Source organism: Aminobacter niigataensis (genome assembly GCF_014200015.1).
Classification (GTDB): Bacteria; Pseudomonadota; Alphaproteobacteria; order Rhizobiales; family Rhizobiaceae; genus Aminobacter; species Aminobacter niigataensis.
The window spans coordinates 151289-164634 of record NZ_JACHOT010000007.1 but is presented as its reverse complement, the minus strand read 5'-3'; the positions used below and the strand labels follow the sequence as shown (position 1 = coordinate 164634).

The 13346-nt window shown below is 63.7% G+C and carries 12 protein-coding genes and 1 tRNA gene; 7 read left to right on the top strand and 6 right to left on the bottom strand.

What is annotated here, in order from left to right; genetic code table 11:
- Positions 1-71: 71 nt before the first annotated feature.
- The 4 genes from GGQ99_RS21500 (at position 72) to msrB (ending at position 2727) form a co-directional block, all read left to right on the top strand.
- A complete protein-coding gene (locus tag GGQ99_RS21500) occupies positions 72-611 on the top strand; it encodes a sigma-70 family RNA polymerase sigma factor (protein WP_183264118.1) in 540 nt (179 codons plus the stop codon).
- Positions 608-1330, top strand: a complete 723-nt coding sequence (locus GGQ99_RS21495) for an anti-sigma factor (protein WP_108609486.1) — start codon at positions 608-610, stop codon at positions 1328-1330. The genes GGQ99_RS21500 and GGQ99_RS21495 overlap by 4 nt, the downstream gene beginning before the upstream one ends.
- Positions 1331-1514: 184 nt before the next feature.
- Positions 1515-2066, top strand: coding sequence for a fasciclin domain-containing protein (locus GGQ99_RS21490; RefSeq protein ID WP_183264117.1), 552 nt, complete (start codon positions 1515-1517; stop codon positions 2064-2066).
- A gap of 163 nt (positions 2067-2229) precedes the next feature.
- Positions 2230-2727 (top strand): peptide-methionine (R)-S-oxide reductase MsrB, encoded by a 498-nt coding sequence (msrB, locus tag GGQ99_RS21485; RefSeq protein WP_183264116.1) that lies wholly within the window; start codon positions 2230-2232, stop codon positions 2725-2727.
- Here the strand turns inward: msrB and yihA are convergent.
- From yihA to rpmH, 5 genes are all read right to left on the bottom strand, one after another.
- Positions 2724-3389, bottom strand: coding sequence for a ribosome biogenesis GTP-binding protein YihA/YsxC (gene yihA, locus GGQ99_RS21480; protein WP_183264115.1), 666 nt, complete (start codon positions 3387-3389; stop codon positions 2724-2726). The two genes, msrB and yihA, sit on opposite strands and share 4 nt — an antisense overlap.
- Positions 3386-4024 carry a CatB-related O-acetyltransferase gene (locus GGQ99_RS21475; protein WP_183264114.1) on the bottom strand — a complete coding sequence of 213 codons (639 nt, stop codon included), beginning with the start codon at positions 4022-4024 and terminating at the stop codon, positions 3386-3388. The genes yihA and GGQ99_RS21475 overlap by 4 nt, the downstream gene beginning before the upstream one ends.
- 352 nt (positions 4025-4376) lie before the next feature.
- Complete coding sequence (gene yidC, locus GGQ99_RS21470) at positions 4377-6191, bottom strand: membrane protein insertase YidC (protein WP_183264113.1); 1815 nt, start codon at positions 6189-6191, stop codon at positions 4377-4379.
- A 9-nt stretch (positions 6192-6200) separates the two neighbouring features.
- The gene (gene rnpA, locus GGQ99_RS21465) at positions 6201-6569 is read right to left on the bottom strand and encodes a ribonuclease P protein component (RefSeq protein WP_108609482.1); all 369 of its coding nucleotides are present in this window, start codon (positions 6567-6569) and stop codon (positions 6201-6203) included.
- A gap of 16 nt (positions 6570-6585) precedes the next feature.
- Positions 6586-6720, bottom strand: coding sequence for a 50S ribosomal protein L34 (gene rpmH / locus GGQ99_RS21460; RefSeq protein WP_008833937.1), 135 nt, complete (start codon positions 6718-6720; stop codon positions 6586-6588).
- 361 nt (positions 6721-7081) lie between these two features.
- Here rpmH and GGQ99_RS21455 point away from each other — a divergent pair, with 361 nt between their 5' ends.
- Positions 7082-8572 carry a sensor histidine kinase gene (locus tag GGQ99_RS21455; RefSeq protein ID WP_183264112.1) on the top strand — a complete coding sequence of 497 codons (1491 nt, stop codon included), beginning with the start codon at positions 7082-7084 and terminating at the stop codon, positions 8570-8572.
- 113 nt (positions 8573-8685) lie between these two features.
- Positions 8686-8762 (top strand) — tRNA-Arg (locus GGQ99_RS21450).
- A 323-nt stretch (positions 8763-9085) separates the two neighbouring features.
- Here GGQ99_RS21450 and GGQ99_RS21445 read toward each other — a convergent pair.
- Positions 9086-10165, bottom strand: coding sequence for a helix-turn-helix domain-containing protein (locus GGQ99_RS21445; RefSeq protein ID WP_183264111.1), 1080 nt, complete (start codon positions 10163-10165; stop codon positions 9086-9088).
- 168 nt (positions 10166-10333) lie between these two features.
- Between GGQ99_RS21445 and GGQ99_RS26325 the strand changes: the two genes are divergently transcribed.
- Positions 10334-13129: an autotransporter domain-containing protein gene (locus GGQ99_RS26325; protein WP_281380085.1), complete on the top strand. Its 2796-nt coding sequence runs from the start codon at positions 10334-10336 to the stop codon at positions 13127-13129.
- The last annotated feature ends 217 nt before the right edge of the window (positions 13130-13346 follow it).

Here is a 13346-nt window from a genome sequence, read left to right as displayed (position 1 = left end):
AACCGGTTGCAGGTTGTGGCGCAATCTAAACAGCAGTTGCAATTCGGCCTCCGCAACGTAACGTGGCGACAATGACGCCGCAGGACATCACCAAACTGATCGTGCGGACCTCGATGAAGGACCGCGGTGCCTTCGATCTGCTCTACCGGCAGACGAGCTCGAAACTTTTCGGCGTCTGCCTGCGTGTATTGAACGACAGGGCAGATGCCGAGGAAGCGCTGCAGGAGGTCTTCGTCAAGATCTGGACGAAGGCCGACCGGTTTGCCGCCTCCGACCTCAGCCCCATCTCGTGGCTTGTGGCAATCGCGCGCAATCATGCGATCGATCGTATCCGGGCACGGCGCCAGGCACCCCTCGCCATCGATGAGGCGCTTGAGATTGCCGATCCCGCGCCGGGACCGGAGGCCGCGGCGGTGGCGGGCGACGAGGCCGGGCGCATCCACGGCTGCCTCGAGGAACTGGAGAAGGACCGGGCCGCCGCAGTCCGCGGCGCCTATCTCAAGGGCGAGAGCTATGCCGAACTCGCGGAACGCCATGGCGTGCCGCTCAATACCATGCGGACATGGCTGCGCCGCAGCCTGTTGAAGCTTAGGGAATGTCTGGAAAGATGACGCTCGCGGAAGACAATGGACCGGAACGTGGAGGGGACGACATCGTCGCCGCCGAATACGTTCTCGGCGTCCTGCCTGCCGACGAGCGCCGCCAGGTCGGTATGCGCATCGATGGCGAGCCTGGGTTCGCCCGGCTCGTCGACGAATGGGAAGTGCGGTTCGCCCCGCTGGGCGCGGCCTATCCCGAGGTCGAGGCGCCGGCCTCGGTCAAGCAGGCCATCGACGCCAGATTGTTCTCCTCCACCGCTCAGGCGCCGGTTGGGCAGCCTGCCGGCCTGTGGGCGAGCCTTGCCTTCTGGCGCGGCTTGGCAACGGCTGCCGTGGCTGCCCTGGCGATCTATGTCGCCGTGCCCATGATCAGCCCGCCGGTCGACGTGCCGCAGGAGCGCATGGTGGCATCGCTCGCCGCCGACGGCAGCGACGTGAAGTACATGGTCATGTACGACGCCGCCTCCGGCGAGGTCGGCCTGTCCCATGTCGCGGGCGAACGCGGCACCGGCAAGGACTTCGAGCTCTGGATGATCGAGGGCACCAACCCGCCGGTGTCGATGGGCGTCATTCCGGTCGGCGCCACCATGAAGATGCCGGTCAAGGAAGACATGCGCGACAAGCTCGCAGCCGGAGCCGTGCTCGCAGTCAGCCTCGAGCCGACAGGCGGTTCGCCGACCGGCCAGCCGACCGGACCTGTGGTTGCGGCCGGCGACCTCCGGGAAATCTGAGAATCTTCGCAGATAAGCAAGGTGGGTCGAAACTTATTCGCATTGACCCACGTATCTACAAGGTTTTGAGAAATAACCGTTTGATAATAAATATATATTTCTGCTTTTTTGTGAAACTGTTCTCGCTCGAAACCGTAATTCCTTTTGCCTTTCCATCTAGGGAAACAATCCAAGGAGTTACGATATGCGTAAGATCTCTCTCGCTTTGCTCGCCGGTGCTTTCTCCGCTCTCGCCACCGTTGCTTATGCCGAAAACCCGATGGTTGGCGGTGCGGCGATGTTTGCCGACAAGAACATCGTCGAGAACGCGGTCAACTCGAAGGACCACACCACGCTCGTCGCCGCCGTCAAGGCTGCCGGCCTGGTCGAGACGCTGCAGGGCAAGGGCCCGTTCACCGTTTTCGCGCCGACCAACGAGGCCTTCGCCGCCCTGCCGGCCGGCACCGTCGAGAACCTGCTCAAGCCGGAGAACAAGGATCAGCTGACCAAGATCCTGACCTGCCACGTCGTCGGCGCCAAGGCGATGGCGGCCGACATCAAGAAGATGGTCGACGACGACAAGGGCGCTCACCCGGTCAAGACCGTCGGCGGCTGCACCTGGACCGCCAAGTATGACGGCGACAAGGTCACCGTTGAGGACGAGAACGGCAATGTCGCCAATGTCACCATTGCCAATGTCGAACAGTCGAACGGCGTCATCCATGTCATCGACAAGGTGCTTCTGCCCAAGATGTGAGCCGGGGGCATGATTGTGCGGGCACTGGCTCGCTGACGCTCGTGCAATCGACGATGCGCCCCGCAACGGCCTTGAAGCCGCGGCGGGGCGCATCGTTTGCCCTCAAGCCCAGTTGATTTCGCCGTGATGCGGCACCGGCCTATGGTCGGATAGGAGCAATGCCATGAACCGCCGGTCATTCCTGTTGGGCAGCGCAGCGATAGCCGTTTTTACCGGTGTCGTCATTTCCAGGCGATTGACCATTGCCGGCCCGGCATTGGCCGAGAGCTTCGAGATCACCAGGACGGAGGCGGAGTGGCGCACCGTACTTTCCGACGCCCAGTTTGCGGTGTTGCGCCAGGAAGACACGGAGCGGCCATGGACAAGCCCGCTGCTCCAGGAGCACCGCAAGGGTGTTTTCCATTGCGCGGGATGCGATCTCGGCGCTTACGCTTCCGAGACAAAATACGACTCCGGGACAGGCTGGCCGAGCTTCTGGGAGGCGCTGCCCAATGCCGTCGGCACCAAGGTCGACAGTGCCCTGTTGATGACCCGCACCGAAGTGCACTGCCGCCGCTGTGGCGGCCATTTCGGCCACATCTTCGACGACGGCCCGCCGCCGACCGGCAAGCGTCACTGCATCAACGGCCTGGCGCTGAGCTTCAGGCCGGCGACGGCCTAGCCGCCATTGACCACCAGCGCGATCGCCGCGCGCAGTTCGTCCATGCCTTCGTTCTTTTCCGAAGAGGTGGCGAGCACGACCGGGAACGCCGCCGCCCGCTTCTTGATCTTGAGAAGCGTCTCGTCGATCAACCGGGGCACGCCGGCAGCCTTGATCTTGTCGGTCTTGGTCAGGATGATCTGGTAGGAGATCGCCGCCTTGTCGAGCAGGGTCAGCACCTCCTCGTCGTTCTTCTTGATGCCATGGCGGGAATCGATCAGCAGATAGACGCGCTTGAGCGTCACCCGGCCGCGCAGATAATCGAACACCAGCTTGGTCCAGGCGTCGACCTGTTCCTTGGGTGCCTGGGCGTAGCCGTAGCCCGGCATGTCGACCAGCGCCATCGGCGGCAGGTCGCCGGCCTCGCCGGAATAGCCGTCGGGCACGAAATAATTAAGCTCCTGCGTGCGCCCCGGCGTGTTCGAGGTGCGCGCCAGCCCGCCCTGCCTGACCAGGCCGTTGATCAGCGACGACTTGCCGACATTCGAGCGGCCGGCAAAGGCGATCTCGGGCGGTCCCTCTGGCGGCAGGAACTTCATGGCGGGCACGCCGCGGATGAAGATCCACGGGCGCTTGAATAGCTCGGCATCCACCGGTGCTGCCGGTCTTGTCTGGTCGTTCAAACCGCTGCCTCCAGCAGAGAAATATCGGAGCCGCGAATGGCGTCGAGGTTGCGGCCAATCTTGTCCACCGGCCAATCCCACCAGGCAATCGAAAGCAGCCGTTCGATGGTCTTGTCGTCGAAACGCTTCTTGACCACGACCGAAGGATTGCCGGCTACGATCGCATAAGGCGGTACGTGCCTGCTGACAACCGATTTCGCTGCAATGATGGCGCCGTGGCCAATATGGACGCCCGGCAGGATCACCGCTTCCATACCGATCCACACGTCGTTGCCGACAACCGTGTCGCCACGCACCTCCTGCTGCCAGGTGGCGACGTCGAAGCCTTCCTCCCAGCCATGGCCGAAGATGTTGAATGGGTAGGTCGAAAAGCCGGACATGGCGTGGTTGGCGCCGTTCATGATGAAGCGCGCGCCTTCTGCGATGGCGCAGAACTTCCCGATGATCAGCTTGTCGCCGATGAAGGGGTAGTGATGCAGCACGCATTTGGTCTGGAAGAGGTCGGGGCCCTCGGGATCGTCGTAATAGCTGAAGTCGCCGACCTCGATGTTTTCGGCGTCGACGAGGGGCTTCAGGAAGCCGACGCGCTTGTGCATCGGCATCGGGTGCTTGATCGAGGGGTTCGGTCCCGGCATGGCGCAACGTCCGTATTGAGGCGGATAGGGTGACAGTATAGCGCGATCCGCCGCGCTGACATCGCCGCGCCGGACCTTCTTCATTCGATCATTGCGCGAATACTTGAATTCTTGGTTGCGATTGCTGGGCCGCAAACCGGGGTCCCGCAAGGGACAGCGGGACCCCGGCCTTGCCGAGACGGTTCATTGCTGACCGGGGGGAGGTCAGACACCGCCACCCCGCAAGCTGACGCATGCAGGTATCTTCGAGATACGCAGCGCCTGCCGAAAGAGTTTCAGTGCTTCGATATCAAGTGAAAAGAAAAGGCCCCGGAAATTCCAGGGCCTTTCTGTTTCATCTCGATTTTCCGGCCTATTCGGCCGGTGTCGGTTTCTTTTTGAACAGCGCCACAAGGTTGTCCCACAGCTCGATCTTGGCGCCCTGGCGCTTCATGATCACGCCCTGCTGCAGGATCGACAGCGAGTTGTTCCACGCCCAGTAGATGACGAGGCCCGCCGGGAACGACGCCAGCATGAAGGTGAACAGGATCGGCATCCAGGTGAAGATCATCGCCTGGGTCGGATCCGGAGGCGTCGGGTTCATGCGCATCTGCAGGAACATGGTCACGCCCATGATCAGCGGCCAGACGCCGATCATCAGGAAGGCGGGCACGCCCCATGGCAGCAGGCCGAACAGGTTGAAGATCGAGGTCGGATCGGGTGCCGCCAGATCGTGGATCCAGCCGAAGAACGGCGCGTGGCGCATTTCGATGGTGACGTAGAGCACCTTGTAGAGCGCGAAGAACACCGGGATCTGGATCAGCACCGGCCAGCAGCCGGCGAGCGGATTGATCTTCTCGGTCTTGTACAGCTCCATCATCGCCTGCTGCTGCTTCATCTTGTCGTCCGCGTACTTCTCGCGGATTTCCAGCATCTTGGGCTGCACCATCTTCATGTTCGCCATCGACTTGTACGACTTGTTGGCGAGCGGGAAGAAGATGGCCTTGACGATGACGGTGGTGGCGAGGATCGCCAGGCCGAAATTGCCGAGCAACTTGTAGAGGTTGTCGATCAGCCAGAACATCGGCTTGGTGATGAAGTAGAACCAGCCCCAGTCGATCAGGAGTTCGAACTGGCGGATCTGGCGATCCGCCTCGTAGGCGTTGATCTTGGCCACTTCCTTGGCGCCGGCGAAGACCAGCGTTTCGACAGTCGCCGACTGGCCGGCCGCCACCGTGATCGGGTCGGTCAGGTAGTCGGCCTGGTAGCGCGGGCGGCCGTCGTCGAAATAGGAGAAGCGCGGCTGGAACGGCTGCTTGCCCGAGGGAACCAGCGTCGCGGCCCAGTATTTGTCGGTGATGCCGAGCCAGCCGTCGGTCGACTTGCCGGGCAGGACCTGCTTGTCGTCCTCGATCGTGCTGTAGCTGATCTCCTGCAGGCCTTCGGTGCCGGTCACGCCGATCAGGCCTTCGTGCAGTACGTAGGTCGAGGCATGCAGCGGCTTGTCGAAGCGGGTCAGGCGTCCGTAGTTGGACAGCGCGACGTCGGCGCTGCCGGCATTCGTCACCGTATCGGTCACCGTGAACATGTAGTTCTCGTCGACCGCAATGGCGCGCTTGAAGGTCAGGCCCTTTTCATTGGTGTAGGTCAGCGTGATTGGCGTTGCCGGGGTCAGCGTCTGGTTGCCTTCGGCGGTCCAGACCGTGTCGGGACCCGGAACGGCACCGGTCGCCTCGCTGCCGACGAAGCCGATCTCGCCGTAGAAGCCGGACGGCAGTGCCTGCGGGTTCAGCAGCTCTATGACAGGCGAATTCGGCTCGACCGTCACGCGGTAGTGCTTGAGGCTGATGTCGTCGATGCGCGCGCCGGTCAGGTTGATCGAACCCTTCAGGCTCGGCGTGTCGAGGGCGACGCGGCCCGAGCCGGCGATCGCCTGGGCGCGGTCGGCAATGGCGGCCTGCGTCGTCGGCGTGCCGGGGATGCCGGCCTGCGGCGCGGCAGGGGTGGCGCTGCCGGGCGTCGTGCCGGCAGGCTGCGCGGCCTTCTGCTCCTGCGCCACGCGCTCGGCCTCGATCCGCGCGGTTTCCCGCTGCGTTTCGATGCGGGGGTTCATGTAGAACACCTGCCAGAGCGTCAGGATCAGCACCGACAAGGCGATGGTGATGAAGAAGTTACGGTTGTTTTCCATCGAAAGCCCTTATCGCGTTCCGCGAATGCGCCGAGAAAGTTCAGCCGTTATCTGGCCGAAAGGGGCGGTGAGCACATCTTCGCGCCCGACGATCACATAGTCTTTGCCGGCGGCCATGTCACCTGCGGCATGTGTACGAACGGCCTCCCGCAGGCGCCGTTTGACACGATTGCGGACAACCGCATTGCCGACCTTCTTGGTGACGGTATAGCCGACCCGCGGCCCGGCCTTGTCGTCGCGATCCAGGACCTCGACGAGAAAAAACCGCCCGCGCCGCTTGTCACCGCGGCGGACGGCCAGAAACTGTTTTCTTTTCAGAAGCCGTTCGGGGCCGCGTCCATGCGGAGCAGACCCCTCTGGCTTGCCGTCAGCGGGCAAGGTCCCCGCCTACGGCTTAGGCGGAGAGCCGCTTGCGGCCGCGATTGCGGCGAGCTGCGACGACGCCACGACCGCCCTTGGTAGCCATGCGAGCACGGAAACCATGACGGCGCTTACGGACGAGTTTGGAAGGCTGATAGGTACGCTTCATTTGTTTTAATACCGCGGGGTGCGGCCCTTCTTGATTCTGTCACTTTGTAACAGGAGCTTGGCTCGGCTTGCCTCGACGCGATCAAAAACCGCGACGGAAGCGGGTCCCGAGCGTGTGCGGGCTTATAGAAAGAAGGTGCCGTGAAGTCAATCCGCCGGCGCCGTTGCCACCGCCGGTTGTCGGCAGCCCGTCCGGGACCGCCAACCGGCCCGTCCATGACATGGCTACAGGCCGTCTTTTGCACTGCGGAATTTGCAACTGCGCTGCAATAGCCTATCTTTGCCGTGACGGGATGCAAGGCGTTTCGCGCTTCCATTGGCCGAACCTACGCTCCCAGGGTGGACTTGCAGCAAAGACCAAAATGACTGAAGCAGCAGATACCGGCGCATATGCCGGAAAACCAGCAGACCGTTCGGTTCCGCTTTCGCGCGGCCTCTCGGCCAAGCTGCTGCTCTTGACCATTGCCTTCGTGCTTTTTGCCGAAGTCCTGTTCTTCCTGCCCTCGATCGCCTCCTACCGGCTTCGCTGGCTGGAGGAGCGGCTGGCGACGGCTGCCGCGGTTGCGGCCATCCTGGTGCAGGGCGATCCGACGTCGTTGTCGCGCGCCGCCCAGAACGACGTGCTGATGGCGATCGGCGCCAAGGCGATCGCCGTGCGCGATGGCGGCGTCTCGAGGCTGCTCGTCGTTACCGACATGCCGCCCCAGGTCGACGAACATATCGACATCACCAAGGCAGGCGTGCTGAGCTCGATGCCGGCGGCGATCGACACGTTGCTGTTCGGTGGCAACCGCATGCTGCGGGTCTTCGGAACCGTCGGCGAGAGCCAGAAGGAATTCGAGCTCGTCATCCCCGACTACCGGCTGCATCGCGCCATGCTGGGCAACGCGCGGTACATCGTCTTCGTCTCGCTGTTGATTTCGCTCTGTACTGCAGCCCTGGTCTACGCAGCCATCGACCGCATCATGATCGGCCCGATCCGCGCCATGACGCGCTCGATGCTGACCTTCTCCGATGCTCCCGACAGCCCGGCAGGTGTCATCGTTCCGGCCGGGTCGCGTGGCGACGAGATCGGCGTTGCCGAACGCGAATTGTCGGCGATGCAGATGCATCTGCAGAAGATGCTGAACGAACAGAAGCACCTCGCCGACCTCGGCCTTGCGGTGTCGAAGATCAACCATGACATGCGCAACATACTGGCCTCGGCGCAACTGATGTCCGACCGCCTGCGCATGGTCAAGGATCCGGCCGTCCAGGCCTTTGCGCCGAAGCTGCTGAAGACGCTCGACCGTGCCGTCGCCTATACCGAAAACGTGCTGTCTTATGGCCGCGCCCAGGAACTTCCGCCGGCGCGCCGTCGCCTGCGGCTCAGCCAGCTGGTCGACGACGTGCATGGCCTGCTCGGCCTCGAGTCTGACTCGGGCATCGAATTCTTCAATGCGGTCGATACCGACTTCGAGATCGATGCCGACCCGGACCAGCTGTTCAGGGTGCTGACCAATCTCTGCCGCAACGCCGTCCAGGCCATGGCGGGCGTGGCCGACAGCGCCATCGTCAATCGCCTCACCGTCTATGCCGAACGCGAAGGCAGCGTCAGCCGCATCCTGGTCGCCGATACCGGTCCGGGGCTGCCGCAGAAGGCACGCGAAAATCTCTTTGCCGCCTTCCGCGGTTCTGCGCGCAGCGGCGGCACCGGGCTTGGCCTCGCCATCGCCTACGAGCTGGTGCGCGCCCATGGCGGCTCGCTGGAACTGGTCGAGAGCACCGGCGGTCGCACCGTCTTTGCCGTCACTATTCCCGATCAGCCGGTCCGCCTCGACGAGGCACGCCACGGTTTGCGCCGACCGGCCTGATGTCAAAAAACTTTGCCGGCAGCGGCTTGCATTTCGTCATGCCAGCCGTTAGGTAGCGCCAATCGCCGCGGTCGATTGACCGAAGCGTGTTGGCCGTTCGCATGGCCTGTCGCGCGCCCGTAGCTCAGCTGGATAGAGCACCAGACTACGAATCTGGGGGTCAGAGGTTCGAATCCTTTCGGGCGCGCCATTCTCGAACAAAAGAGAGAACCGAAGGCGGGGTCTTAACGAAGCCCTGCGAGGCAACTCTCGCGAGCACGGCTTTTGACCCTGTGATGCGAATTTCCTTGTCTTGCACTTTGACCTCCTTCAGCTCCAGCCGGGCATTGTGATGCTATCCCATAGCTATCATCTGTGCCCAATGCGGCGCGCCGGACGAGATTCCGACCTACTGTCTGTTTCGAAGGCAACCGCATGTCTCCATTCCCGGCCGCGCTTCCGCAAAGCCGCCGTTCCGCTCGCGGCCCCAAGGCTGCCAGCACTCTATGCACGTAGCGCGGTTCCGCCGCCCGGCTATCTGTGGCGCGAGCCCATTCCGAGCAGCTGCCGCCTCATGGTCGTGAAGGCGTTATCACCAGAGAGGCCGGTGTCGTCCGCATCCACGCGCCGATGGTTGGACCTCAGGTCGGTCGGCGAAATGCCGAAAGCCTGTCGAAAAGCGCGGCTGAAGACCGAGGCATTGCCGAAGCCGCATTGCGAGGCAACGAGGCCAATATAGACGTTTGCCTGCGCCGGGTCGGTCAGCGCGTGGTAGGCGCGCGTCAACCGTCGTTGCTGGATATACGCGCCAACGCCGCCGATCGGCTCGAACAGCCGGTAGAGTTTGGCACGCGACATGCCGAGCCGCTGGCATACGAATTCCGGACCCAGGTCCGGCTCCCGCAGGTTCGCTTCGATCAGTCGGCGCGCGGTTTGCAGGGACGCGCTGGAGGAAGCCTGCTCGATCATCTCCCGGCCAGTCGCCGATGCACCGGCGAATGCCGCAACCAGCGCCGCCGTACCGTGTGCGGCAGCACCCGCATCCTTCGAAGCCAGGACGGGGGCCTCGTTGAACAGGGCGCGCAGATGGCTCGCCAGCATCGCGTTGAGTGACGTCGACCTCTGCAGGATGCGGCCGTGCAAACCGTCGATGTCGGCGACCAGCGGGGCAAGCAAGGCGCGAGGCAGCACCAGGGAGAGATTCCGGTAGCGCGTAGCGCTTAACGTGCTCTGCCGGGTCATGTCGAGAAAGCACACGTCGCCAGGATGGACCTCGGCCGAATGACCCTCGCTGGTCAGGCCGCAGCCACCTTGCGCGTAGAGCAGCAGGCAGATGTTGTCGAGCCCGCCGCGGGCGATGGTCAGGGGAGTCCGTTCGAAGTTGGTGGCGGCCCCCCAGCTGTTGGCAATGCCGATATCGGCGAAATGATAACTCGTCATTCCGGCTGCAAACGAGGCCCGCGCCGAAGTATCGGGAGCATCCATCTCGTAGAGGGGAGACAGGCCAATACGCAGGAGATCGAAATCACGCGCGTTTCCCGGACTGACCGAGATGTCCAGGCGGGAAGATGGCCTTTTGCCGTGCGATTCCGCCGCCGGCTTGTCCAATGGCATCCCCTCCATCCAGCCCTCAGCGCGAACGTAGCTGCGCGCTTGTGAGCGCGCAAGCCGGGCCTGATTTTGCCGAGCATCTCATTTTCTCGACATATCGTCTCAATCGTTTTGCCCACCCTTGCGGGCCGCAGTGCTTCCGCAAAATGTCCAGCTGTTGGCAGGGGGCGGATGATGGGTCACGAATCGAAAACGGCAGGCGTGCGAGCTGAACTCGCGTCGTCGCTGTTGCCGGATGTGCCACTCGGCCGGTCGCGGCTGGGCCTTTGGGACCCTCGACGAGCCTGCATCGGTCCGCATAGGTGTCAGACTTTCGTTCGGGGAAGCGTCACGCGAAGTGTCGCCCTGTTGCTTCTCGCAGGTACAACAATCTGTGCCGCCCCGGCGATCGCGGGTGGTGGCACGGGGGGGATCTTTAACAGTGCAGGCGGAGCCGACAGCGCGACCGGCCCCGGCGGCACGGGCGCAAACGGACCGGGTGGAATCGGCGGCGGCGGTGGCGGCGGTGGCGCCGGTGCCGCGGGTGGCAGCGGCGGCAATGGCAGCGCCGGCCTTGGCGGGACGGGCGGCGCCGGGGGGCCGTCGGCCGGAGCGGATGGCGGCAACGGCGCGGCCGGATCATTCTGGGAACGTTCCGGCGGCGGCGGCGGCGGCGGCGCCCATGGCTCTGTCGGCGCCATCCTTCCCGCCGCCATTTCGACCGGAGGCGCCGGAGGCAATGGCGGCGCGGGAGGAGGGGGTGTCAGTGGCGGCGGGGGCGGCGGTGCGGGCGGTTTTGGTGTCGTGGCGACCGGCTCGGGCAACCTCGGGACGGTTGGCGTGGCGGTGACCGGAGGTGATGGCGGCGACGGAGGCTCCGCCCAATTCGGCGGTAGTGGCGGGAGCGGCGGAACCGGGCTGCTGCTCACCAGCCTTGGCGGGGTCATGATTACAATCGACAGCACGGTGGCTGGAGGCAATGGCGGGGCAAGCGGAGGCGGCAGTGGAGGATCTCCACCCGGTCTGGGCGGCGCGGGCCTGGTCGGCGCCAATTTGACCGTCACCAATCGCGGTGTCATCTCGGGAGGCCTGAGCGGTGACGGCGGGACACGTGCCGACGCCATCGTCTTCACCGGCGGGGACAATTTCCTCACCTTGGCCAACTCGACGTCCGGAATCACCGGTCGTATCTCGGTCACCGGCTCGCTCACCTTCGATCAGCCAACGGGCTCGACCCTGGACCAGACCATCACCGGCAGCGGATCGGTGACAAAAGCCGGCATCGCCACTCTGATACTTACAGGAACAAGCACCTATACGGGTGCGACCACTGTAAGCGACGGAACGCTTGTGGTGGATGGCTCGATCGCGTCGTCATCCCTGACCTCCGTCGAAAACGGCGGCATTCTGGGTGGCATCGGTTTCGCCGGCGCTACCACTGTAAGCGCAGGCGGCGTATTTGCGCCGGGTCACGGCCTGCCGGGAACGTCAATGACCCTGTCGAGCCTGACGATGCAGCCGGGCGCCTTCTATGCGGTGGTCGTCGATCCTGCCTCCTCCTCTTACGCCAATGTCACCGGCAACGCGTCGCTAGGCGGCGCCACCGTCGCCCCGCTTTTTGCGAGCGGCAGCTATGTCGCCAAGCAATACACGATCCTGACCGCAGGCAGCATCACCGGCACGTTCAATCCCACGACCAACAACGGCAACCTGCCGTCGGGCTTCCACACCTCACTGAGCTACGACACCACGCGAGCTTATCTCGATCTTGAACTGAACTTCGTGCCGCCGACCGGGATAGGACTTTCCGAAAACCAGCAGAATGTCGGCGACGCCATCGTCGATTTCTTCGACACCACTGGCAGCATCCCGATGGTATTCGGCGGGCTGACACCGGCTGGATTGACACAGCTTTCCGGCGAGATCGGCACCGGCGCGCAGCAGGCGACGTTCTATGCCATGGACCAGTTTGTTGGGGTGATCACGGATCCGTTCATCACCGGGCGGGGCGTTCCGGTCGGCGGCGACAATGATGCCGACACCAAAGTCCCGGCCGGCCTTGCCTATGCCGAAGATGGCGGGGGACCAGGCAAGCGCAATGCCGATGCGGCTCTGTCCGCCAACGCCTCGCCCCACCTGCCCGTGGAACAGCCCTGGCGCGCATGGGTGGCCGGGTATGGCGGCTCGCAATTGACCGACGGCAATGCCTCGGTGGGGTCGAACGATACCCGGACCAGCCTCTACGGCTTTGCCGTCGGCGCCGACTACAGCCTGTCTCCCGACACCGTCGCCGGCTTCGCGCTGGCCGGCGGCAGCACCAGCTTCAGCGTCCCCGGCCTCGGCAGCGGCAGCTCCGACCTGTTCCAGGCCGGCGCCTTTTTCCGACACAATGCCGGGGCCGCCTATCTGACGGGCGCGCTCGCTTATGGCCGGCAGGATTTTACGACGGACCGGTTCCTGACAGTATCCGGCACCGATCACCTGCGCGCCGAGTTCGACGCCAATGCCTGGTCCGGGCGCCTTGAGGGCGGCTACCGCCTTGACGTCGGCGGCGTTGGCTTCACGCCTTACGCGGCTGGCCAGTTCACCGCCTTCGACATGCCCTCCTATGCCGAGCAGACGGTCGGCGGCTCAAACACCTTCGCTCTGTCCTACGAAAGTAGAAGCGTGACCGACACGCGCGCCGAACTCGGCCTGCGCATGGACAAGTCGTTTGACATGGCCGATGGCGTCTTAACGTTGCGCGGGCGCCTTGCCTGGGCACATAACTTCAATCCGGACCGGAGCCTGACCGCAACCTTCCAAACGCTGCCCGGCGCCAGTTTCGTCGTGAATGGAGCTGCCATGGCGCCCGATTCCGCTTTGATAACCGCTGCGGTTGAGAAGAGATGGCTGAACGGCTGGTCGGCGGCGGCAAGCTTCGAGGGTGAGTTCTCCAACGTGACGAGGTCATATTCGGGCAAGGGCGTGCTGCGCTATGCGTGGTGAACAATGCGATCGGACTACGCCCAAATGAAAGGTCGGCTTTTTGCCCAATTCTGCCGCAAGCGGACGGTCCGGCATCGGCCATTTCGGTCGCTCAACAACAGATGTTGCAAAGGCCGCTAGTGTCTTTTTGGCTCTCGGCAAAACAGTAATCAAGGCAAAGTTCGGTGGTTATGGGTATCAGGCTGGCCGGCCACTCTGTCCGTGCACAGCGAGAAAT

Bases quoted from the DNA above. Each gene is read 5' to 3' on its own strand.
- GGQ99_RS21500 (WP_183264118.1), top strand. From the start codon at position 72: ATGACGCCGCAGGACATCACCAAACTGATCGTGCGGACCTCGATGAAG.
- GGQ99_RS21495 (WP_108609486.1), top strand. From the start codon at position 608: ATGACGCTCGCGGAAGACAATGGACCGGAACGTGGAGGGGACGACATC.
- GGQ99_RS21490 (WP_183264117.1), top strand. From the start codon at position 1,515: ATGCGTAAGATCTCTCTCGCTTTGCTCGCCGGTGCTTTCTCCGCTCTC.
- msrB (WP_183264116.1), top strand. From the start codon at position 2,230: ATGAACCGCCGGTCATTCCTGTTGGGCAGCGCAGCGATAGCCGTTTTT.
- GGQ99_RS21475 (WP_183264114.1), bottom strand. From the start codon at position 4,024: ATGCCGGGACCGAACCCCTCGATCAAGCACCCGATGCCGATGCACAAG.
- yidC (WP_183264113.1), bottom strand. From the start codon at position 6,191: ATGGAAAACAACCGTAACTTCTTCATCACCATCGCCTTGTCGGTGCTG.
- rpmH (WP_008833937.1), bottom strand. From the start codon at position 6,720: ATGAAGCGTACCTATCAGCCTTCCAAACTCGTCCGTAAGCGCCGTCAT.
- GGQ99_RS21455 (WP_183264112.1), top strand. From the start codon at position 7,082: ATGACTGAAGCAGCAGATACCGGCGCATATGCCGGAAAACCAGCAGAC.
- GGQ99_RS21445 (WP_183264111.1), bottom strand. From the start codon at position 10,165: ATGCCATTGGACAAGCCGGCGGCGGAATCGCACGGCAAAAGGCCATCT.
- GGQ99_RS26325 (WP_281380085.1), top strand. From the start codon at position 10,334: ATGATGGGTCACGAATCGAAAACGGCAGGCGTGCGAGCTGAACTCGCG.